The organism is Paenibacillus sp. KS1 (assembly GCF_001680695.1).
GTDB lineage: Bacteria > Bacillota > Bacilli > Paenibacillales > Paenibacillaceae > Paenibacillus_B > Paenibacillus_B suaedae.
On the sequence record NZ_MAIS01000064.1, the window covers coordinates 1 to 22,564 of the forward strand.

The 22,564-nt window shown below is 42.5% G+C and carries 18 protein-coding genes; 16 read left to right on the plus strand and 2 right to left on the minus strand.

The annotated features are described in order from the left end of the window. The first annotated feature begins 105 nt into the window (after positions 1-105). The 16 genes from rfbA to BBG47_RS19435 all read left to right on the plus strand — a co-directional run bounded on the left by rfbA (position 106) and on the right by BBG47_RS19435 (position 20,359). Entirely contained in the window at positions 106-987 is an 882-nt protein-coding gene (gene rfbA / locus BBG47_RS19360) for a glucose-1-phosphate thymidylyltransferase RfbA (RefSeq protein WP_065293072.1), read from the plus strand. 22 nt (positions 988-1,009) lie between these two features. After that, positions 1,010-2,044, plus strand: coding sequence for a dTDP-glucose 4,6-dehydratase (gene rfbB, locus BBG47_RS19365; protein ID WP_065293073.1), 1,035 nt, complete (start codon positions 1,010-1,012; stop codon positions 2,042-2,044). Between the two features lie 33 nt (positions 2,045-2,077). Next, positions 2,078-3,037, plus strand: a complete 960-nt coding sequence (locus tag BBG47_RS19370; protein ID WP_175400587.1) for a glycosyltransferase family 2 protein — start codon at positions 2,078-2,080, stop codon at positions 3,035-3,037. Next, complete coding sequence (locus BBG47_RS19375; protein ID WP_065293075.1) at positions 3,021-3,794, plus strand: hypothetical protein; 774 nt, start codon at positions 3,021-3,023, stop codon at positions 3,792-3,794. Before BBG47_RS19370 ends, BBG47_RS19375 begins: the two co-directional genes overlap by 17 nt. After that, positions 3,779-4,012, plus strand: a complete 234-nt coding sequence (locus tag BBG47_RS19380) for an acyl carrier protein (protein WP_065293076.1) — start codon at positions 3,779-3,781, stop codon at positions 4,010-4,012. The genes BBG47_RS19375 and BBG47_RS19380 overlap by 16 nt, the downstream gene beginning before the upstream one ends. Before the next feature lie 90 nt (positions 4,013-4,102). Next, complete coding sequence (locus BBG47_RS19385) at positions 4,103-4,846, plus strand: SDR family NAD(P)-dependent oxidoreductase (protein ID WP_065293077.1); 744 nt, start codon at positions 4,103-4,105, stop codon at positions 4,844-4,846. Positions 4,847-4,884: 38 nt separating this feature from the next. Next, positions 4,885-6,282 (plus strand): AMP-binding protein, encoded by a 1,398-nt coding sequence (locus BBG47_RS19390; protein WP_065293078.1) that lies wholly within the window; start codon positions 4,885-4,887, stop codon positions 6,280-6,282. A 3-nt stretch (positions 6,283-6,285) separates the two neighbouring features. After that, positions 6,286-7,371 carry a LuxE/PaaK family acyltransferase gene (locus BBG47_RS19395; RefSeq protein ID WP_254659872.1) on the plus strand — a complete coding sequence of 362 codons (1,086 nt, stop codon included), beginning with the start codon at positions 6,286-6,288 and terminating at the stop codon, positions 7,369-7,371. After that, positions 7,349-8,611, plus strand: coding sequence for an acyl-CoA reductase (locus BBG47_RS19400; protein WP_083189467.1), 1,263 nt, complete (start codon positions 7,349-7,351; stop codon positions 8,609-8,611). The genes BBG47_RS19395 and BBG47_RS19400 overlap by 23 nt, the downstream gene beginning before the upstream one ends. A 4-nt stretch (positions 8,612-8,615) precedes the next feature. Next, a complete protein-coding gene (locus tag BBG47_RS19405) occupies positions 8,616-8,981 on the plus strand; it encodes an EamA family transporter (RefSeq protein ID WP_065293079.1) in 366 nt (121 codons plus the stop codon). An 18-nt stretch (positions 8,982-8,999) separates the two neighbouring features. Continuing rightward, entirely contained in the window at positions 9,000-10,127 is a 1,128-nt protein-coding gene (gene rffA / locus BBG47_RS19410; RefSeq protein WP_065293080.1) for a dTDP-4-amino-4,6-dideoxygalactose transaminase, read from the plus strand. A gap of 297 nt (positions 10,128-10,424) precedes the next feature. Beyond that, complete coding sequence (gene pcrB, locus BBG47_RS19415; RefSeq protein WP_065293081.1) at positions 10,425-11,138, plus strand: heptaprenylglyceryl phosphate synthase; 714 nt, start codon at positions 10,425-10,427, stop codon at positions 11,136-11,138. A gap of 148 nt (positions 11,139-11,286) precedes the next feature. Further along, positions 11,287-13,728 (plus strand): DNA helicase PcrA, encoded by a 2,442-nt coding sequence (gene pcrA / locus BBG47_RS19420; RefSeq protein ID WP_254659873.1) that lies wholly within the window; start codon positions 11,287-11,289, stop codon positions 13,726-13,728. 79 nt (positions 13,729-13,807) lie between these two features. Next, positions 13,808-15,823, plus strand: a complete 2,016-nt coding sequence (gene ligA, locus BBG47_RS19425) for an NAD-dependent DNA ligase LigA (protein WP_065293094.1) — start codon at positions 13,808-13,810, stop codon at positions 15,821-15,823. A 444-nt stretch (positions 15,824-16,267) separates the two neighbouring features. Further along, positions 16,268-16,810, plus strand: a complete 543-nt coding sequence (locus BBG47_RS19430) for a UPF0158 family protein (protein ID WP_083189468.1) — start codon at positions 16,268-16,270, stop codon at positions 16,808-16,810. A 201-nt stretch (positions 16,811-17,011) separates the two neighbouring features. Continuing rightward, on the plus strand, positions 17,012-20,359 hold the full coding sequence (locus tag BBG47_RS19435; protein WP_065293082.1) for a DEAD/DEAH box helicase: 3,348 nt from the start codon (positions 17,012-17,014) through the stop codon (positions 20,357-20,359). 200 nt (positions 20,360-20,559) lie between these two features. Here BBG47_RS19435 and BBG47_RS31225 read toward each other — a convergent pair whose 3' ends face one another. Together BBG47_RS31225 and BBG47_RS19440 are read right to left on the minus strand one after the other, a co-directional pair. Then, positions 20,560-20,649, minus strand: coding sequence for a putative holin-like toxin (locus BBG47_RS31225; RefSeq protein WP_227774584.1), 90 nt, complete (start codon positions 20,647-20,649; stop codon positions 20,560-20,562). Between the two features lie 126 nt (positions 20,650-20,775). Continuing rightward, positions 20,776-22,557: an alpha-glycosidase gene (locus BBG47_RS19440; protein ID WP_065293083.1), complete on the minus strand. Its 1,782-nt coding sequence runs from the start codon at positions 22,555-22,557 to the stop codon at positions 20,776-20,778. Positions 22,558-22,564: the final 7 nt, after the last annotated feature.

A 22,564-nucleotide genomic window follows, 5' to 3' on the forward strand; every position in this document is an offset into this window, starting at 1 on the left:
GAGATGAAGAAATTTAATAATTATAACATACTTGTTTATTCTTATAATATTGCCACAAAATTGGATGGCTTTATCAAGATTAATTAAAGAATTGAGGAATAAGTGATGAAGGGCATTATTTTGGCGGGAGGCAGTGGAACTAGGCTGTACCCTTTAACCAGAACGGTCTCAAAACAGTTATTGCCTATTTACGATAAACCTATGATATATTACCCACTTTCTGTATTAATGTTGGCTGGTATTAAAGATATTCTTATTATCTCAACTAGTGAGGATACGCCCAGATTTGAGCAGCTCCTTGGTACAGGTGGAGATTTGGGGATTAATATTACTTATGCCGTTCAGCCATCGCCAGATGGATTAGCCCAAGCTTTTATCATCGGAGAGGATTTTATAGGTTCCGATTCTGTAGCGTTGATTTTGGGAGATAATATTTTCTACGGTCAGGGCTTTTCAACTTTGTTGTCCAAGGTTGTCAAAAGCAATAAAGGGGCTACTGTATTTGGTTATAAGGTGAAGGATCCAAGAAGATTTGGGGTTGCTTCATTCGATGAGAATCAAAAGGTAATATCGATTGAAGAAAAACCAGAGATTCCTCAGTCCCAATTTGCAGTGACAGGCCTATATTTTTATGACAATGATGTTGTGAGCATTGCAAAAGAAATAACACCATCAGCTCGTGGAGAACTTGAAATCACAGATGTAAATAAGCGATATTTAGAGATGGGCAAACTTAATATTGAAATATTGGGTAGAGGTTTTGCTTGGTTAGATACTGGAACACATGATTCATTGCTGCAGGCATCTCACTTTATCGAAACCATCGAAAAACGACAAGGTTTCAAAGTTGCATGTATCGAAGAGATCGCATACCTCAAAGGATACATATCAAGAGAACAATTAATTCGTCTTGGGAATCAACTTAGCAAGAGTGATTACGGCAAATATTTACTAGAATTAGCAGAACAAAAAGAACTTGTTCATTAATAGTCCTAAGGAGAGTTCTTAAATGAAAAATAATCTGAAAACGATCCTGGTTACGGGTGGAACTGGTTTTATTGGTTCGAATTTCATTCTTTATTTACTAGGTAAGTATAACTATTATCGAGTCGTAAATATTGACAAGTTAACATATGCTGCTGATCTAGATAATCTTTCGGAAGTCGAAAGCAATCCACGCTACATATTTGTTGAAGGTGATATTACTAACCGCGGTGTAGTAGAACAAATCTTTAAACAATATCAAGTTGAAGGTGTAATTCATTTTGCTGCTGAATCCCATGTCGATAATTCAATTTCTAATCCGGGTCAATTTATCGAAACCAATATAAATGGGACGTTTGTTCTGTTGGATGTAGCTAGACAAACATGGATGAAAGGGCCATTCGAATACAAGGACGAATTCAAGAACAGTCGATTCCATCATATATCTACAGATGAGGTATATGGTAGTCTAGGGGCAGAAGGGTACTTTACTGAAGTAACACCTTATGCACCTAATTCACCTTATAGCGCTAGTAAAGCAAGCTCGGATATGATTGTTAGAAGCTATTATCACACATATGGCTTAAATGCTGTGACAACAAACTGTTCTAACAACTATGGACCTAGACAACATGAGGAGAAATTGATTCCGAAAATAATCAAGAACGCGTTGTCTCTCACGCCAATACCAATATACGGAAGTGGGGACAATGTGCGAGATTGGTTATATGTAGAGGATCATTGTTCGGGAATTGACCTGGTTTATCATAGTGGTAAGAGTGGAGAAACATATAACATTGGCGGAAGAAATGAACGTACTAATAATTATATTGTCAATAAAATATGTGAAATACTCGACGAGATTGCATTTGAATATAAGCAAAATAAAATCAGTAGTTTTAAAGAGCTCATAACAAATGTACAAGATAGACCAGGGCATGATTTAAGATATGCTATCGATGCATCTAAATTAGAAAACGAACTCAATTGGAAGGCTAATGAAAATTTTGAATCAGGGATAGAAAAGACGGTAAGATGGTTTTTAGAGAAACATAAGTAAATAAAAGGGCGAACATCGAAAAGGATGAAACGAGTGTTTATTTCAGTAGTTATACCCGTATATAATAGTGAAGAATCGCTAAATCAGTTGTATGACAGACTAACTAATGTCCTAACCCGATACAATGATTATGAGATTATTCTAATAGACGATAATAGTCAAGATAGCAGTTATGAAATTATGAAGCAATTACGATTTCTTGATCACAGAATTCATATCATAAGGCATATGCGTAATTTTGGCCAACATAACGCTATTATGTGTGGTTTGAATTACGCTCAAGGCGACTATATTGTAACTATGGATGATGACTTACAGAATCCGCCTGAAGAAATTCCAAATCTTCTTTCGAAAATACAAGAAGGATTTGACGTAGTCATCGGTAAACCGTTCGAAAAGAAACATGCAGCGTATAGAAATTTTGGCAGTTATCTGATAGGAAAAAGTTTTGAAAAAATTTTCAGAAAACCAGTTGGCTTGAAGATGTCAAGTTTTCGAATTATTTCAAAACGAATTGTTGAACAATTAGTACAATATAAAGGGCCGAATCCAATGATAGATGCATTAATATTAAGTAATACACTTAATATTGCCAACGCGGAGGTTCGGCATGATGAAAGAGAGTTCGGGAAATCAAATTATTCTATTAGAAAGAGTATTAATTTAGCCATGGACTTGCTGGTGAATTATTCTACAATTCCTTTGAAATTTATTAGTTCAAGCGGATTTTTATTTGCGTTGATAGGTTTATGTATTGCGACTTACGCTTTCCTTGGTAAAATATTCTCTTTTGTGAATATTGCAGGCTGGGCTTCGATAGTATCCCTTATCAGTTTTTTTTCTGGTATAATAATGATATCGTTTGGAATTACAGGTGAATACCTGATTCGAATTATTGGGCAAACTTCACAACAAAAGCAGTTTATAATAAGAGAATCTTCATACCTTGAAACGGAAACTAAGAAAGAGGTCACTCATGTGGGTCGATATTGATAGTAATAATAGGTTAATGTGGAGACTGACACCGTGGGATAAACGTGCTTTTGGCATAAATACATCCGAGTTGTTGGATATACAGTACACAAACAAATTAGATGAATTATTTACTGTAGTAGATCAATATAATCAAGAACATAATATTAAGTTATCTTTTTTTAGGCATGATGCTAATGATAGATTGTTAAAGAAACATGCTATTGAGAGAGGATTTCAGCTTACAGAGTGTACGTTAACAGCAGTTCACAATAATATATCAAAGGTTCCCAAAAGCCCACTAAAGCTGACATTCTCGCAAGCACAAAATGAGCATCTTTCAGATATTCAAACTATAGCAGGTGATTCTTTCCGTCATGGCAGATTTCATGAGGACCCTTTTGTTCCATTAGGATTAGCGCAACTTAGATATGAATATTGGATAAAAGATCTATTAACTGCAAGCAATATGTATATTTTCCATATTAAAGATAGGGTCGGCGGATTTTTTACGTACAATATTAAAGATGATTACATAGAGATGCCTATCTCAGGATTATCTCAAGATGCCTTGCGTCTTGGAGGATTTTTGTGGAGTAGCATGATTCATTTTATTCATGAGAAAGAACATATTAGTAAAATGAAAAATGTAATTTCTGCAGCCAATGTCGACGTCTTGAACTTATACACCAAATTAGGATTCAATATTACTTATCCTGTATTTGGTTACCATAAATACTACTCATCTGAAGGAGAAATACCATGGAACAAAAACTAAAAACAATTTTTTCAGAGACTTTGAATATTTCTATCGAACGTATTGTCGATGACTTAGAATACAATAGTATTATCGAATGGGATTCAATTTCTCACATGGCTCTAATTGCTGAAATTGATGACCAGTTTGATATTATGATGGATACAGAGGATGTTATTGACCTGAGTAGTTTCGCAAAAGCAAAAGAAATCTTACGAAAGTATGAAATCTCCGTATAATACCAAAAACGAAATGGCTCAATCTCGATACAGAATTATCGGGATGAGCCATTGTTACTTAGGGGAACTTTTTGTAAAGGTGGGTTTGAAATGAAGTTGTTAGATAATAAAATAATAATGGTAACTGGGGCGTCAAGAGGAATCGGAAGAGAAATGGCCGTCACATTTGCTCAGCAGGGAGCCACACTTGTTCTCGTGTCACGTAATGAAGAGGCATTAGTTCATCTTGAAAATGAATTGGATGAATATTCAAATAACGTTATAAAGATGAGCTATGATATAAGGGATTTAGAAAAGACGAAAGATGCTTTTAAATTCATAAAAAAAAATATAGGCCGATTGGATGTATTGGTTAATAATGCGGGAATCTTAAAAGAGCGATTGCTAGGTATGGTTGATTATGAAGTTTATCATGAAACAATGGAGACTAATTTGTATGCGTCAATCACCCACATGCAGTATGCAAGCCGTTTGATGAGCAGCCAAAAGCAAGGTAGCATTATTAATTTGAGTTCTATTATGGGGACAAACGGTAGCGAGGGTCAAGTCATTTATTCCTCTAGTAAGTCTGCGGTAATTGGAGCCACAAAATCTGCAGCAAAAGAGTTAGCAAAATATAATGTTCGTGTAAATGCAATTGCACCTGGCTTTATCGACACAGATATGTCAAGGAATATTAAAGAAGATATGTACCATAAACGCATATCTAGTATAGCATTGGGTAGAGCAGGAACGCCGAAAGAAATAGCCAATGCAGCTATGTTCCTAGCATCGGATCTATCAACTTATATCACGGGACAAGTGATTGGTGTTGATGGAGGAATGGTTATTTAGTTAGGACAATACGTATTAAGGAAGGAAAATGATTTGTTATGAATTTCTGGAACTTTCAAAGAATACCTGCTGATAGAACAGCCGTAGTGAATCATAAAGATGGTAATGAGTATACTTATGGACAATTACAGGAGCAAATAACAAAATTTTCGGAACAGCTTCAATTATTTAAGGATAAATCATTAGGATTTATTTTATGCACAAATCAAGTCGGTTCAATTGTAAGTTACTTAGGTGCTTTACAAAGCGGACATGTTCCTTGTTTACTTGCAAACCAAATAGAAGTTGAATTATTTAATAATCTTCTCGACCAATATGCACCGGATTGGATTTGTGCCCCTAGAGAGTCAATATATAACTATGATGGATACGTACTTGTCTATGAGTACTCTGACTATCAATTTTTAACAAAGGAAAGCAAGGACAGAAATTCACCAATTCATACTGAATTAGCCCTACTACTTACCACATCTGGAACTACGGGAAGCCCTAAACTGGTAAGACTTTCGTATGAAAACCTTCAAGCGAATGCAAGCTCAATAGCCGAATATCTAGAATTAAGCCATACTGAAAAACCTATAACAACATTACCTATGCAGTATTCTTATGGCCTCTCTGTTATTAATAGTCATTTGCACTGCGGGGCAACGATACTACTAACCGATGAAAGTATTGTTTCAAAAGAGTTTTGGGGATTTTTAAATCATAACGAAGCCACTTCTATCGCAGGAGTTCCGTATATTTATCAAATGCTCAAGAGATTAGGTTTTGAACGTATGGACGTACCTTCAATAAAAAAAATGACGCAAGCAGGTGGAAGGCTAGATCTGGCTCTCCAAAAGCATTTTGCTGATCTAGCAACAGAAAAAAAATATAAATTTTATGTGATGTATGGACAAACTGAGGCAACCGCTCGTATGAGTTTCATTCCACCTCACCAAATTTCTTCGAAAATTGGATCGATAGGAATTTCTATACCAAATGGTTCATTATCATTAGATCATGAGCAACAATTGATTTATGAAGGTCCTAATGTCATGCTCGGTTATGCTGAATGTAGAGAAGACTTGAATAAAGGAGATGAGCTCAAAGGCAAACTATTTACCGGGGATATTGCGGAAATAGACGAGGATGGTTACTTTTATATAATAGGCCGTAAAAAAAGATTTATAAAATTGTTTGGACTGCGAATCAATTTAGATGATATTGAGAAAATACTTGAAAGACAGTTTAAGCAAGTATGCTATGCTGTTGGTACTGATAGTAAAATGTATATCTTTGTGGAAAATGAAGAGTTATGCCAGCCTATTTCTAAAGTCATTATAGAGAAATTCAATCTTCATCCCACTTCTTTCAAGGTAATACATATTGCAGATGCACCTAGACTAGAAAATGGTAAGGTGAATTATAAAGCGCTTTTGGAAAGTGTGGTGTGACGTTTGGATTTGGAACAACTGTTTAAGATCGAACCGTACAGTATGGCCAGCTTAGAAAAAGCAAGTTTCTTAAAGGATGAACTCACGCGTTTGACTGGGTATCATTATGAAAATTGTAAAGAGTATAAGAATATAATTGATGCTTTTCCTGATGGAAAAAAGAATTTCTGTGAGGTAACAGAAGTTCCTTACTTGCCTGTTAGACTTTTTAAATTATTGGATTTGTATAGCGTTGAAAAATCTAATGTCATAAAAACGTTAACTTCAAGCGGTACAACGTCTCAGGTGGTTTCAAAAATCAATATTGATAAAGAGACCTCATTGCTCCAAACGAAAGCTTTGGTTAACATAGTTACTTCCTATATAGGCGGAAAACGTTATCCAATGATACTTGTCGATGCTCCAAATGTGATACAGGATAGGACTCAATTTAGTGCACGCGGTGCTGGATTGATGGGGTTAATTAATTTTGGGCGGAATCATTTTTATTTATTGGATGAAAACATGGAGATCAAGTTAAAAGAACTTGAAGATTTCCTTGAAAAACATAACGATCAGCCAATTTTATTGTTTGGTTTTACTTTCATGGTGTGGCAATACCTGTATCTAGCGTGTAGGGAGAAAAATATCCATCTGAAATTGAATAACGGGATTTTGATTCATAGTGGTGGATGGAAGAAGTTACAGGAAATTTCCGTGACTAATGAAGTGTATAAACAAAAAATGAACGAACAATTTGGTATAGATAAGGTAATTAATTTTTATGGCATGGTTGAACAAGTTGGTTCAATATTTATGGAATGTGAAGAAGGATATTTGCATGCACCTAATTTTGCTGATGTAATCATTCGTGATCCACATACACTGGAGGTTTTAGAACAAGGACTGCAGGGAATCGTACAAGTCATCAGTGTGTTGCCTAAAAGCTATCCTGGACATAGCTTGTTAACTGAGGATCTTGGGACGGTTTACGGCGAAGATAATTGTAAATGCGGGAGAAAAGGGAAGTATTTTCATATTCATGGGAGATTGCCTTCTGCCGAACTAAGGGGGTGCAGTGATACACATGCGTATAACAGAGGAGAGTAAGGTGCTTATATTAGCGCCTGTCGAAGAAAACGATTCTATTGAAAACAGAATTAGCAATTTAGTGAAGATGCAACCCCTAGAGCCTTTCGAATCTGTGATTTTGGAATTCATCTCCGAGCTTTCTCGAAGGATCTTGTCAAATAATCGGTACAGGAGATATCCAGAATTAATAGCACTGGCTTTTTGGATGAGGAAGAGTCATTTAAAGAATTTAGAGGAACAATATCTCGAAATGCGAAGAGGAAGACTCTTAGTACCACGGGGGTGTGTGTTACATTTTGCTCCATCTAATGTAGACTCTATATTCATATATTCATGGTTTATATCATTACTAGTGGGTAACTCCAATATTGTTCGTGTTTCTCAGCAAAGAGGAGAGCAAATTAACATACTTATCGACCTGTTATCAGACTTGTTAAGTGAAGAAAAGTTTAAAGTAATTCAAGATAGAACTGCCATTATTACATATCCTCATAATGAAGACATTACAAGGTTTCTTTCCGAAAATTGTAATATGCGAGTCATATGGGGCGGGGATGAAACAATTAAAAGAATAAGATCTGTCCCATTAAAAGCAAATGCTACAGAAATGGTCTTTGCCGACAAATATTCGCTATCTGCAATTGATGCAAGAGCCTTATTAGAACTTTCGAACACAGAAGTTAATCAAATAGCTCAAAATTTCTATAACGATGCTTATTGGTTTGATCAGATGGCATGCTCCTCTCCGCGATTAATTATTTGGTCAGGTGTAGAAATAGAGATAGAACGTGCTAAGGCACTATTTTGGGGCGCTGTAGAGCAAATCGTTTCTAAAAAACAGGAAAAGCTTAATCCGAGTGTAGGGATGACCAAATTAGTTACAGGTTATCACTACTCAGCTAAAGGTTTTTTTAACAGACTATCAACTAATAGTACTCAGGGGACATATCGAGCGGATCTAAAGAGTCTTGATCTTCCTTTTAGAGAGATACATTGTGGCGGTGGCTTTTTCTTAGAGTCACATGTGGAAAATATTTTAGAAATGGTCGATTTTGTTGATATTAAGGATCAGACTCTATCCGTATTCGGTTTTTCTGAAGAAGAATTGAGAAAACTGGTACAGGTAGTTAGAGGACGCGGCATAGATAGAATCGTTTCCATAGGACAATCATTGAATTTTGACAATGTTTGGGATGGGTACAATTTATTTGAGAACTTCTCGAAAGAAATTACAATAAAATTGCAAAGTAAGGAATAGGGTTATGGGCTACTTATATATAGCAGGTACTATTTTATTTACGGTCTATGGTCAAATTATTCTAAAATGGAGAATTAATAAATTCGGTGCACTTCCAACTGAATTTTTTGAAAAGATTCTCTTTCTTATTAAGTTGTTGCTCGATCCTTTGATTTTCTCAGGTTTTTTCTCCGCATTTATAGCATCATTCTTTTGGATGGCGGCAATGACCAAGTTTGATTTGAGTTTTGCCTATCCATTCATGAGTTTGTCATATGTTCTTGTGTTTGCATTATCAATCTATCTTTTTCAAGAGCCAGTGACAATTAATAAAATTATCGGACTTTCCTTTATTGTCATTGGAGTTATTATTACAAGTAGATCTCTATAAGATTCCTAAGGAGAACTTATGATACCATTTAATAAACCAACTGTTACTGGTATGGAAGAGCAGTACATATCAGAAGCGATAAAACAAGGGAAATTATGCGGGGATGGTAGTTTTACCCATAAATGCAATGAATGGTTTGAACAACATTTTGACGCTGAAAAGGCTCTCTTAACGACATCATGTACCCACGCATTAGAAATGGCAGCTATCTTGATTGACATACAACCGGGTGATGAAGTAATCATGCCTTCGTATACATTTGTATCGACTGCGAATGCATTTGTATTACGGGGGGCAAAAGTTGTATTTATTGATGTGGATCCAAAGACTATGAACATGAATCCGATATTAATAGAAGAAGCGATAACAAAGAAAACAAGGGCTATTGTACCGGTTCATTACGCAGGTGTAGCTTGCAATATGAATGAGATAATGAGTATTGCAAGTAAGCATAACTTATATGTTATTGAGGACGCAGCTCAAGGGGTTATGAGCAAGTATAATGGTCGATATCTGGGGACAATAGGTCATTTAGGATGTTACAGTTTTCACGAAACAAAAAACTATAATTGTGGAGAAGGCGGCGCTTTAGTAATTAATGATCCACAGTTTATAGAAAAAGCTGAGATCATTCGAGAAAAAGGAACCGATAGATCTCGTTTTTTTAGAGGTCAAGTAGATAAATATACTTGGGTTAATCAGGGTTCCTCTTACCTTCCAAGTGAGCTTAACGCAGCTTTTTTATTTGCCCAGCTAGAAAATGCAGAGTTCATTAATGAGCAAAGATTGAAAAAGTATGAATATTACTATAAGCATTTATCTGATCTCGCAAAGAAAGGTTATATCCAGCTTCCATTTGTTCCTGAGCAGTGTGAGCATAATGCCCACATGTTTTATATTAAAGTGAAAGATCTTGATACAAGGTCAAGATTGATTCAATTTATGAAGCAAGAGGGGGTTATTTCCGTATTTCATTATGTCCCTCTTCATTCTGCAAAGGCAGGACAAATCCATGGTGTATTTTACGGTGAAGATAGGTTCACAACTAAAGAATCCGAGAGATTAATGAGATTGCCTTTATATCATGCATTAACGGAAAGCGAAATGGATCAGGTAATAGATCTGATTAAACATTTTTTTGAATAATATCAGAATTTAAAAGCATCTCTTCACGTATAACATGGAGAGATGCTTTTTTTGTAAATATGGACTTATTATATCATTTTAAGTGCCCCGATCATTTCACCCGTGACATATCTCCCATTATTTATTACAATAGGAACATACATTCTATTCAACATTTATTTCTCAGCCTCATATATGGCACCCATTTCCCTCCACCCCTAGGCTTATTTCTGGTACACTACAATATAGAACATTATTATTAAGGTCGCTCATCGCACCACTTACATCCATGAGCGGCAGACCTGGAGGAAACGCAACGTGAAGACGCCTTTACAACCGATAGATGACTGGCGGCACGTATTCAAGCTTGACCCGGACAAAGAAATTGGCGATGAGGCGCTGGATCGTGTATGTTTATCTGGAACTGATGCCATAATGGTCGGGGGATCGAGCGGAGTCACTTTTGAGAACACGGTAGACCTTATGTCCCGCATACGGCGATATGAGCTGCCGGTTGTCCTCGAAGTGTCCGAATTGGATGCGGTCGTGCCTGGCTTTGATGCCTATATGATTCCTATGGTATTGAACACGAACAACGCCAATTGGCTCGTTGGTCAGCATCGTGAAGCGATTCAACAATATGGTTATATGATCCCGTGGGATTTGTTAATCCCAGAAGGGTATATTATTTTAAATCCAGATGCGACAGTAGCTAAGATTACAGGCGCAGATACGCAACTGTCTCCAGCAGAAGCGGCTGCATATGCGCAGGCAGGGGACAAGTTGATGCGACTACCTGTCGTGTATGTGGAGTACAGCGGCATGTTTGGTGACATGGAGCTGGTTAAGAAGGTGAAACGCTCTCTGACGCAAGCCCAGTTGTTCTATGGCGGCGGAATTCGTACAGTAGAACAAGCCCAAGATGCGGCTGCTTCAGCTAATACAGTAGTTGTTGGCAATGTTGTCTATGACGACTTGGAAGCTGCCCTCGCGACTGTAGATGCAGTAAAGGAAACTAAGCTAACGATATAGCTTTTCTAATGATCATTTAAAACAGACACTCTTAGGTATAAATAGTCTGGTGTGTTTACATGGCTGCACTGCCGGGAGTTTTTCTTACCAAATTATCGACCTAAATAAATACATCTCACATAACTGCAGAAAGGAGACATCGCACATTATGTTTGACTTTTTACGACCGGATTCCAATGCGAACTCTAATTATAACTTTAACTCAAACTCGAACGCATACGGAGGGTTTGGGGCATCCATCGACATTCAAGACGCTATTAAGCGTTTGAATCCTGAACAACGACGCGCTGTTGAAACCACTGAAGGGCCATTGCTCATTATGGCGGGAGCGGGATCAGGCAAGACGCGCGTATTAACTCATCGCATTGCGTATCTAATCGCTACGAGGAAGGCACCGCCATGGAGCATTCTAGCCATAACGTTTACGAACAAGGCTGCACGAGAGATGCAGGAGCGGGTATCCAAGCTGGTTGGCCCAGATGGAAGAGATATTTGGGTATCTACGTTCCACTCTATGTGTGTGCGTATCCTTCGCAAGGATATTGAACGTATCGGATTTACCTCGAACTTCACGATTCTCGACTCGGGGGACCAGTTGTCCGTTATTCGCGGATGCATGAAGGAATTGAACTTAGATACGAAAAAATTCGATCCACGCGCAGTACAAGCTGCAATTAGTACAGCGAAGAACGAATTGCTGACGCCAAGCCGCTTCGAACAGAAGATTGGCGACCACTTTGATGGAATTGTAGCCAAGGTATATACGATGTATCAGAAACGTCTGAAGAGCAACAACTCGCTTGATTTCGATGATCTCATCATGTCGACGATTCAATTGTTCAAGGACGTCCCTGAAGTATTGGATTTCTATCAGAAAAAATTCAAATACATTCACGTCGACGAGTATCAAGATACGAACCGTGCGCAATATATGCTGTGCCGGATGCTGGCTGATCAGCATCAAAACATTTGCGTCGTCGGGGATAGCGATCAGTCGATCTATCGCTGGCGCGGCGCCGACATTACGAACATTCTGAACTTCGAGGGTGACTACCCGAAGGCTACGACGATTATGTTGGAGCAGAACTATCGCTCGACCTCCAATATTCTGAATGCCGCGAATGGAGTCATTAAGCTCAACACTGGCCGCAAGCCGAAGAAGCTGTGGACGGAATCGGGTGAAGGCGAGAAGATTAAGCTCTATCAAGCAGATACAGAGCATGATGAGGGTTACTTCGTTACTTCGGAGATTAAACAGAACCATATGGCGAACAAGCATTACGCCGACCATGCGATATTGTACCGGACGAATGCGCAATCCCGTGTCATCGAGGAGATTCTGATCAAGTCGGATATTCCATACCAGATCGTGGGCGGCGTTAAGTTCTATGATCGCAAAGAGATTAAGGACTTGCTTGCCTATCTGCGTCTCATATCGAATATGGATGATGATATCAGCTTAGAGCGCGTTGTGAATGTGCCAAAAAGAGGCATCGGAGCTACAACAATGAACAAGCTGGCTGAAGCAGCGGCTACTCGTGGTACATCGATGATGAAGGTTATCGCTGACATGGATGCCCTAGATATTTCGCCGAAAACCAAAGGCGCGCTGCGCGAATTTCGTGCGATTATCGACAATTTGAATCATATGGTAGAGTATTTGTCCGTAACGGAATTGACGGAGAAAATGCTCGAACTATCCGAGTACAAGCTGGAGCTGCAGCGCGAGAACACGCTGGAATCGAAGGCACGTCTCGAGAACATCGACGAGTTCTTGTCTGTTACTCAGGAATTCGAGCAACGCAATGAGGACAAGTCCTTGATTTCGTTCCTGACGGATCTTGCGCTGATCGCAGATATTGATTCCATGAACGACGAGGAGGGCAACGAGCAGGAAGATGCCGTTATCCTAATGACGATGCACAGTGCAAAAGGGTTGGAATTCCCAGTCGTCTTCATCATAGGTATGGAGGAAGGGGTATTCCCTCACAGCCGTGCATTCAGCGACAATGAGGAACTGGAAGAAGAACGTCGACTTGCTTACGTAGGGATTACTCGTGCTGAGAAGCAATTATTCCTTACCTGCGCACGCACACGTACTTTGTTTGGTCGAACAAATGCCAATCCTCCTTCACGTTTCCTGCAGGAGATACCGGATGAAGTGAAGGAAGACGCGACGCCAGAGGGCACACGCTATGGAAGGGTAGACCGTTACGGCCGCAATGCTGCTTCTGCTTCGTACGGAGGGCGTGGGTTAGGTTATTCAGGCGGTGGTGGAGCACAAGCACCAGGTACGAAAGGCATTGGAAGCAGCGCTCAAACAGGATGGCGTGCTTCAGGTGGAGCGGGAGCAGGCGCAAGTAGCGGATCAAGTGTGACCGTAACATCAGCAGCGGAAAAAGTGAAGCAAGCGGGAGCCCAACCCGGAGACTATCTGCCAGGGGACAAAGTATCCCATGCCAAGTGGGGCGTAGGCGTGATCGTGTCGGTTAAGGGTGAGGGCACGGATACGGAGCTGCAAATTGCCTTCCCTGCACCAGTGGGTGTGAAGCGGTTATTGGCTGCTTTTGCCCCGATTAACAAAGTATAAGTAGACTACCACTACTCAATAGATGATTTGAAATGAGGAAGGAGCCACCTCTTTGACAAATGCGAATGCGCAAACCCGCATGGAACAACTCGTGGCGGAATTACATCGATACAATCACCATTATTATACGCTGGACAATCCTGTCGTTTCGGACAAAGAATACGATAAGCTTTATGATGAACTGGTATCGCTAGAGAAGGAGACGGGTATCGTATTACCCGATTCTCCTACCCAGCGGGTTGGGGGAGATCTGCTCAAAGGATTTGAGCCGCATCGCCATCTATCCCGCCTATGGAGCCTAGACAAAGCGCAGGATGAAGAGGATTTGTTCGCTTGGAACCAGCGCGTGCTGAAGCTGATCCAGGATTATAACACGAAGCATCCGAACGAGGAGCCGCTGCCGGATCCATCTTATGTCGTGGAGCTGAAGTTTGATGGCTTGACGCTTAATTTGACTTACACGGATGGACTGCTGGTTCAGGCCTCCACACGTGGAAATGGTGTCATTGGCGAGGGGATATTGCCACAGGTGAAGACGATCCGTTCCGTGCCTCTGTCTATTCCTTTCAAAGAAGGGACAATCGAAGTTCAAGGTGAAGGCATTATGAACCTGTCCGTACTTGAGGCTTACAATGAAACAGCTGCAGACCCCCTTAAAAATGCTCGAAACGCAGCAGCTGGAGCGCTTCGCAACTTGAATCCTCAGGTGACAGCACTGCGGAAGCTGAGTGCCTTCTTCTATAACGTGGGCTATGCCGATGGGGTTGCCTTCGACAACCATCAGGAAATGATGCAATTCTTGAAGGATAATCAATTTAAGGTGAACCCGTATGTCACGTACTTCGATACGATTGAGCAGGTGCGTGCGGAACTCCATCAGATTCAGGAACAACGCCCATCTCTTGATTATTTGATTGATGGAGCTGTCGTTAAGTTGACCGATATGCGTACCCGCGAGGTACTCGGATACACGGATAAGTTCCCGCGTTGGGCAGTAGCCTTCAAGTTCGAGGCTGAAGAAACGACAACGGTGCTGGAATCGGTAAGCTGGGAAGTCGGACGTACCGGCAAGATTACACCAGTAGCTCGAGTTGAAGCTGTTGAGCTGGCTGGTGTAACGGTACAGAACTGTACGCTGAACAACATTGGTGATATCGAACGGAAAAACTTGAAGCATGCGCTTGGCGCACGCGTTTTTATTCGTCGATCGAACGACGTCATTCCAGAGATTCTTGGACGTGTTCCTGATGAGGAAGGCGGCGAAGAAATCGTTTATCCGACGGAATGCCCGTCTTGCGGTTACACGCTTGAGATGCGGGGTGCTCACTTGTTCTGCAATAACAAGCTGAACTGCAAGCCGCAAATCGTTGCCCGTCTTGCGCACTTTGCTTCGCGAGATGCGATGGACATCGAAACATTCAGCGTGATGACTGCCGAGCAGTTGCACGATGAACTGAATGTACATGAGCCTTCCGACCTGTTTGCACTTACACTTGATCAATTGGTTGGCTTGAATCGATTCGGGGAGAAAAAGGCGAGCAACTTGCTAGCAGCACTTGAGAAGAGTAAAACACGTGATTTGCCGGCCTTCTTGTTCGCGCTCGGAATTCCGAATACGGGCAAAACAACGACAAAGGCATTAGCTGAGCATTTCGGCACGCTGGAGAACATCATGCAGGCTTCTGAAGAGGAACTTGTGGCGATTCAGGATGTCGGGGCGATTGTAGCAGACAGTATCGTAACGTATTTTGCAGATCCAATTAACCGCGCGAGCATCGACCGCATGTTGGAGCTCGGTGTGAAGCCGCAATCGGCCGAGAAGCCGGCTGAGGTAAATACAGATTCGATATTCTATGGCAAAACAGTCGTATTAACAGGCTCCCTGCAATTGCTGACGCGTGATGAAGCGACTGCTAAGCTGGAAGCATGCGGTGCGAAAGTAACGGGCAGCGTATCGAAGAAGACCGATCTGGTTATCGCAGGGGAGAAGGCAGGCAGTAAGCTCGCCAAGGCCGAGCAGCTCGGAATCCCTGTCATTACTGATGAAAATGAACTGATCCGACTGCTGAACGAGGCTCTAGGTACGAACGAGTAAAGATAGAAGTATGCAGCAACCCCCTTGTCCTTTGGAAGAGGGGGTTGTGCGTTATATCGGAATTTTAGACCCTTCTTCTCGTCGTTCCTGCAAGTCAGATCAGCTCATACCTATAATAGCTAGTACAACCAAAAGTTAGCGGGATACTTCAATAGGTTTACAGGCTGTATGCTAATACTCGACAGAGTCGCTCAGCCTCAAATAAAATAAATAGATGTATTTACATTTACAATAGGAACAAAGAGCAGCAGCATTTCAATGCCGATTCGCCCGAATGCGACATAGAAGAACGCAAAAACATTTGCCAGCGGTATAAACGCAGGCAACAGCACCCAAAGGCTTTGGCGGGCTAATTGTATATGATTCCCTGGTAGTCTTATAGACTTTTGCAAAACCAACTACACTAGAAAATAGAATACACACCTTCAGGAGGCTGCGATATTCATGGAAAGACAGCCACGCAGATGCAAGCAGACACGAGACGGTGATGATCTTCCGGAACTGCCGGATCAGGATGAAACATTCTACTTTATCGCAGGTTATACAGAAGGCGGCTTTCCGTTCGGAATTACATGGGAAGAACATGAAGCAGAACTTGAAATGGAGCGCAAGCAGTTAAATATAATATCAATTGAAGAATCGGGGCCGATCCCAGTGATTGAGATGAAAATAACGGAACAGCAGCTGAATGAAATTATAGATACTTACGACCTTTATATTGAAGAAATGGAGCATTATTTGAATGTACAGACGGGTGAAGTCATCATGCTGTCTACAAATGCATATGAGCGAACAGAGGAAGAAGAAGAGCTTTATGAGATGATAGAGGAAGATTTCGGCGATATCTATTATCGTATTCCACGATCCTATTCCAGTGATGGCTATGCGCTGATGTGTGAGTTCACCATGACGGTGGAGAATGAGAAGCTAAGAACGAAGCTTGAGCACGCATTAGACGGCCGTAAGAAGGTATTTCGCAAGTTCTAGGATGTGCTGGCGGAAGATGAAACGGAGCTCGAGCGGTACTATGCCCATGTCGACGCAAATAATCGGCGGCAAGTGCTTAAGTGGCTTGAGTCCATCGGTGTGAGAGCTATTATTGATGCGTAAGAAGATAATAAATTCGAGCGTGTTAAATGCAAGTGGTAGTGAGGCAACATAAAAGTCGACAGGTGTGGGAGGACTGCAATGCCTTTATTTACGTTGAAAGATGTAAAATCCTTATGCGGGGCTACATCCTATAAACGGGGCGAAGATTACTACCGAACGGGCAAGGTGACTCGGTTAAAGCGTTCTGCAGATGGTACTGGCTATACGGCAACCGTTAAGGGGAGCAAGAGCTACAGAGTCGAAATCGATTATATAGATGATGGCGAGATCGAAGCATTTTGCGAATGCCCCGCCTATTATTCCTATGAGCATGACTGCAAGCATATTGCAGCGGTTCTGATTGCTATCTATCATTTGGACGATGATCAACCTGTAATGGGGTGGGGTGCACAAATACGCTCCATGGAAGATTTCTTAGCTGGACGTGACCCGATGCAAGCGAACAAGTACGACATGAGTCGTCCGCTGACTGGTCCTAGCCCAATGCTGACCGTAGCTGAGAAAGAAGCAATAAAGTATCGACATGCTGAACAGCTTATCGACGAGTATCGCAGGCATAGTCTTAGCCATGCCGAGTTTCATACGGATTCTGGTCTGGTCAGGGAGAGTCTGAATTTCGAATATACATTACGGATAGAAGGGCACCATATGCCTCGAATCACCATAGAAATGAGAGCTGGAGTCAAGCGGTTATATGTCGTTCAGAAGATGGAGTCCTTCCTCGAAAGTATAGCAATGGGCAAAGTGTATATGTTCACGTCTCTGTTCTCCTATGATCCGCTCAAGCACGAGATCGGAGGGAAGGATCAGGCTGTGCTTGATTTGCTCATCCAGATGAAGCGAACCGCTGATGCCTATCGAGAATATTATGCGGGACTATCGCAATATGGAGCAGGTGTAAATCAGAGAGCGCTGTTCATTGAGCCTCGAGTATGGAGCGAGCTGCTGCCGCATCTTGCCTCCGTTGATGCAAGGCTGGAGGCTGGAGGAGGATCAAAACCTGCTTTGGAACTCAGGCAGGACAAGCCCTCGTTGAAATTCCAGCTGACGGATCAGGGAAACAACAAATATCAATTGCAGGTAGGAAAGGTATCGGACGCCAGACTTTTGCCCGCTTACAATTGTGTGGTTATCGGCGGCAGCTTGCATTCCATGGAGCCGCAGGAGATGCAGAAGCTTTCGGAGCTCCGCCGCCTTGTTGTTTCCAGTGACCACAAAGGAAAGCTGGACATATCGGGTGCACAATTGAACAACTTCGTGCAGCATGTTATTCCAGCACTGCGTGAACTTGGTCAGGTAAAGCTCGATACGCAGATTCGTGAACGAATTCAGGAGGCGGAACTGTTCATTCAGTTATATATGGATTATGCAGATGGGCACTTAACTGCGCGCCCTGTGTTCCAATACGGCGATGTTCAGCTTCATCCTTTAGAACAACGGGAGCCAGCTTCCGTAGATGAGGAAGGTCGCATTCTGATCCGCGATACCGTTCGAGAGCAAGGCTTCTTGAATTTCATGAATGATTCGGTCATGCATCGTGATAGGCACGTATGGAAATGCGAAATCGAAGAGGACATGTACGATGTGCTCTATCATTTGTTGCCGCAGCTTGAAGAGCAAGTAGAGATCTATTGGTCACAGTCGCTAAAGTCGATTGTGCGTGATCGCAAGCAGCAGCCTAAGGTGCGCGCAGACTTGGCAGGAGATATGAATTGGCTTGAAATATCCTTCGATATGGATGATGTTGAGGAGCATGAGCTGCTGCACATTATGCAAAGTATTGTTGAAAAGAAAAAGTATTACCGCCTTCGGGACGGCTCTTTCTTGTCGCTGGAGGAGGAAGGATACGGGGGGTTCAGCGATATCGTCGATCGGCTGGGGCTCGGGGTGACTGATTTTCGTGGAGGGGTGGCCCAGCTGCCGGCTGTTCGTGCGCTTCGTATTGCGGACTATAAGGATGCATCCAAGAGTACGCGCTTTGGCAGGGCGCTGCGTCAATTTTTGAACCAGTTTAATGATTTGGAACAGCTTGATTATGAACTGCCGACAGGGATTCAAGCCCAGTTGCGAGATTATCAGGTGCTTGGCTTCCAATGGCTTAAGATGCTGTCCTCTTATCGCTTTGGAGGTATTTTAGCTGATGATATGGGGCTCGGGAAAACGTTGCAAAGCATCGCCTATATATTGTCGGAACAGCAGCAAGCTCAAGAGAAGAAGCTTCCGATTATGGTCGTAGCTCCTTCCTCATTGATTTATAACTGGGCTCATGAATTGGCTCGTTTTACACCTCAACTACGTGTCTTGCTTGTTGCAGGACAGAAGGAGGAGCGCAGCGCGATCTGGTCAAATATGAGCGAGGCTGATGTAGTCGTAACCTCTTATCCACTCCTTCGAAGAGATAGTGAGGCTTATTCGGATCAGCTGTTTCACGCACTCTTTCTTGATGAAGCGCAAGCGATCAAGAACGCGGCATCACAGACTGCGCAAGCAGTCGCCGAAATCAAGGCGGCACATCGATTTGCTCTTACAGGCACCCCAATTGAAAATTCGCTCGATGAGCTGTGGTCGATATTCAACGTCGTCTTTCCCGGACTCTTCCCGAACCGGAAGTCATTCCGGGATCTCCCTGCACAGCAGATTGCGCGCATCGTCCGGCCTTTTATTTTGCGCCGCTTGAAGCAGGAGGTATTGTCCGAGCTGCCGGAGAAGATTGAGACCGTTCAGTATCCTGAGCTTGTGACCGAACAGAAGAAGTTGTATGCGGCTTATTTGACCAATTTGCAGCAAGAAACCGAACATGACTTGAAGTCAGCCGGATTCCAGAAGAGCCGGATGAAAATATTGGCTGGCATTACGCGGTTAAGACAGCTTTGCTGTCACCCTGGGCTTTTCATTGAGGGATATAAGGGTACGTCAGGCAAGATGCAGCATTTGTTGGAATTAGTAGAGGAGTTTACGGCTTCAGGTCGTCGCCTGCTTATTTTTTCCCAATATGCAAGCATGCTGCAGATCTTGAAGCGGGAGCTGGAAGCCGCGGGAAGAACACTCTTCTATCTCGATGGACAGACTCCTGCTCATGAGCGAGTGGAGTTATGCCAGCGCTATAATGAGGGAGAAGGGGAGCTGTTCTTGATTTCCTTGAAGGCGGGGGGATCCGGTTTGAACCTGACAGGTGCGGATACGGTCATCTTGTATGATTTGTGGTGGAATCCGGCGGTAGAGGAGCAAGCAGTTGGACGAGCTCACCGTATGGGACAGAAGCAGGTGGTGCAAGTGATTCGGCTTGTAGCAGAGGGCACTATTGAGGAGAAAATAATGGCACTGCAGCAGCGCAAGCGGGATCTTATCGGCGAGGTCATCGATGCAGAAAATACGGGTGCAGCCGCACTGACCGAACAGGATATCCTCGAGCTTCTTGGTGTATAACGTAACGTGATGTGTCCTTCTTTCTTGTTATCGAACCATTGAACAGTAAGAATATGTATGCTACAATTTGCGTATAATAAAAAGAAGATCGCAGCTGCAACTGCGACCTTCTTCCCACAATAACCGCTGAATGAGCGGGTGGCTTTATCGAAGTGAGCACATCTACTGAAGTAGACCGCATTCCTTTGCGAGAGGGCGGTCTACTTTTTCTTTAAGTAGGTGAGCAAAGCAAGAATGAACATCCCGAAAAGGAACATCAGACTTAACGCTTCAAATATACTCACTGGCATCACCTCCTTTACAGGAGACTAGCCAACCGCCCATAAGCCATTATTGTGTTATTATGAATATATCATAAATTATTCCAATCAACTAGACTTCTAACTTTCACTGGAGTTTTCTTCTACATTAAGACATTATCTCTCCAGCTTCAAAATCCGCCAGCTCATGCCTTCTACCTCAACTTGCAATCCGGTACTAGAACCTTGAACCCCATCACAGTTACTTTCACCGCTGATCAGCGTAACATCCGTCCAATGTCCTTCACAGCCATCGAATGCTGCTACATTCACCGTACGCGTCTCTTCAGATGCATTCAACACGAACAACCAGTGTCCATCCTCATCGGCGCGCTCATACGCAATTACTCGGTCACTCTCCAAAGCATGAACAAAGCGGAAGCTTCCTGTACGAAGCGCAGCATTGGCGTGACGAAGCGCGATTGCGCCCTGATAGAAGCTCAGCAGATCTTGGTCTTGTTTCGTTTCATCCCATTCCATGCATTTGCGGCAGCCTGGATCATGTCCGCCATCCAAGCCTACTTCATCACCGTAATAGATGCACGGCGTACCGAGGAACGTTAGTTGGAACAAGGCAGCCAATTTCATTTTCCGCTTGTCGCCACCGCACAGCGTAAGCAGTCGAGTCGTGTCATGGCTGTCGAGCAAGTTGAACATCACTTCGTTCGCCTGCTGTGGATAGCTCGCTAACTGATGCTGAATCGCTTGCGAGAACTGCAAGCCGTCTACCTTTTCTTCAGCGAAGAAATCATGCATTGCATACGTGAACGGGTAGTTCATAACCGCATCGAACTGATCACCCTGCAGCCACATCATGCCTTCATGGAACATCTCGCCGAGAATATAGGCGTCTGGATTCACAGCCTTTACCGTTTGACGGAACTCACGCCAGAACTGGTGATCGACCTCGTTGGCCACGTCCAATCTCCAGCCATCGATGCCCACTTCTTCGATCCAATAACGCGCAACTTCTAGCAAATACTTCTTCACTTCGGGATTTTCCGTATTCAGCTTCGGCATCATCGGTGTAAATGCGAACGTATCGAATGTTGGAATCCCGTCCACAACCTCTAATGGGAACTGGCGAACATGGAACCAGTCTTTGTAAGCGGACTGCTCTCCCTTTTCGAGCACATCCCGATAAGGTTCGAACGCATAACCACTATGATTGAACACCGCATCAAGAAGAACGCGAATACCTCGGCTATGGCAGGATTCAACTAACTCTTTCAACTTCTCGTTTGAGCCGAAATGAGGATCTACCTGCATGTAATTTTTCGTATCATACTTATGATTCGTAGTCGCTTCAAATATTGGGGTAAAATAAATCGCTGTTATGCCCAGCTTCTCCAAATGATCTAGGTGATCAATAACCCCTTGCAAATCCCCGCCGAAGTAATTATCCGGCTTTGGCTCTCCGCCCCATGGCAGCACACCTTCGGGATCATTGCTCTTATCACCGTTCGCAAAGCGCTCAGGGAAGATCTGATAGAATACCGCATCCTTTACCCATGTTGGGGGAGTGAAGATATCTGCTGGATTCAAGAACGGATACTCGAACCAGCGATGGGCAGGCACAGGATCTTCCTCTTGGAATCCGCGCTCAGTCATCCATACATGCTCAGTACCGGACTCTAGCTTAATGGCATAGGCCAAGCGACGGAAAGGAGGGACAACCTCTGCTTGCCAATAGTCGAACAGCTCATCCTGATACAAACATGTCATCGGAACGATATCCGCTCTACTAATACCGCCTTCGCAATCAAACTTGTCCACAAAATAAACGGCAGCACGCTCAACATCATTTTTCTTCGTACGGATGCGCACATGAATGGTTTTACAGTCATACGCATAAGCCCAGTTTTGCTTCGGACGGTGATAAATAGCTTCGAGTAACATCTAAAGT

Excerpts from the sequence above, each read along its gene's own strand:
- ligA (WP_065293094.1), top strand. The coding sequence starts at position 13,808 with ATGGAACAACTCGTGGCGGAATTACATCGATACAATCACCATTATTAT.
- rffA (WP_065293080.1), top strand. The coding sequence starts at position 9,000 with ATGATACCATTTAATAAACCAACTGTTACTGGTATGGAAGAGCAGTAC.
- BBG47_RS19435 (WP_065293082.1), top strand. The coding sequence starts at position 17,012 with ATGCCTTTATTTACGTTGAAAGATGTAAAATCCTTATGCGGGGCTACA.
- rfbB (WP_065293073.1), top strand. The coding sequence starts at position 1,010 with ATGAAAAATAATCTGAAAACGATCCTGGTTACGGGTGGAACTGGTTTT.
- pcrA (WP_254659873.1), top strand. The coding sequence starts at position 11,287 with ATGTTTGACTTTTTACGACCGGATTCCAATGCGAACTCTAATTATAAC.
- BBG47_RS31225 (WP_227774584.1), bottom strand. The coding sequence starts at position 20,649 with ATGCCAGTGAGTATATTTGAAGCGTTAAGTCTGATGTTCCTTTTCGGG.
- BBG47_RS19380 (WP_065293076.1), top strand. The coding sequence starts at position 3,779 with ATGGAACAAAAACTAAAAACAATTTTTTCAGAGACTTTGAATATTTCT.
- BBG47_RS19440 (WP_065293083.1), bottom strand. The coding sequence starts at position 22,557 with ATGTTACTCGAAGCTATTTATCACCGTCCGAAGCAAAACTGGGCTTAT.
- BBG47_RS19375 (WP_065293075.1), top strand. The coding sequence starts at position 3,021 with ATGTGGGTCGATATTGATAGTAATAATAGGTTAATGTGGAGACTGACA.
- BBG47_RS19400 (WP_083189467.1), top strand. The coding sequence starts at position 7,349 with ATGCGTATAACAGAGGAGAGTAAGGTGCTTATATTAGCGCCTGTCGAA.
- BBG47_RS19385 (WP_065293077.1), top strand. The coding sequence starts at position 4,103 with ATGAAGTTGTTAGATAATAAAATAATAATGGTAACTGGGGCGTCAAGA.
- BBG47_RS19430 (WP_083189468.1), top strand. The coding sequence starts at position 16,268 with ATGGAAAGACAGCCACGCAGATGCAAGCAGACACGAGACGGTGATGAT.
- BBG47_RS19405 (WP_065293079.1), top strand. The coding sequence starts at position 8,616 with ATGGGCTACTTATATATAGCAGGTACTATTTTATTTACGGTCTATGGT.
- rfbA (WP_065293072.1), top strand. The coding sequence starts at position 106 with ATGAAGGGCATTATTTTGGCGGGAGGCAGTGGAACTAGGCTGTACCCT.
- BBG47_RS19390 (WP_065293078.1), top strand. The coding sequence starts at position 4,885 with ATGAATTTCTGGAACTTTCAAAGAATACCTGCTGATAGAACAGCCGTA.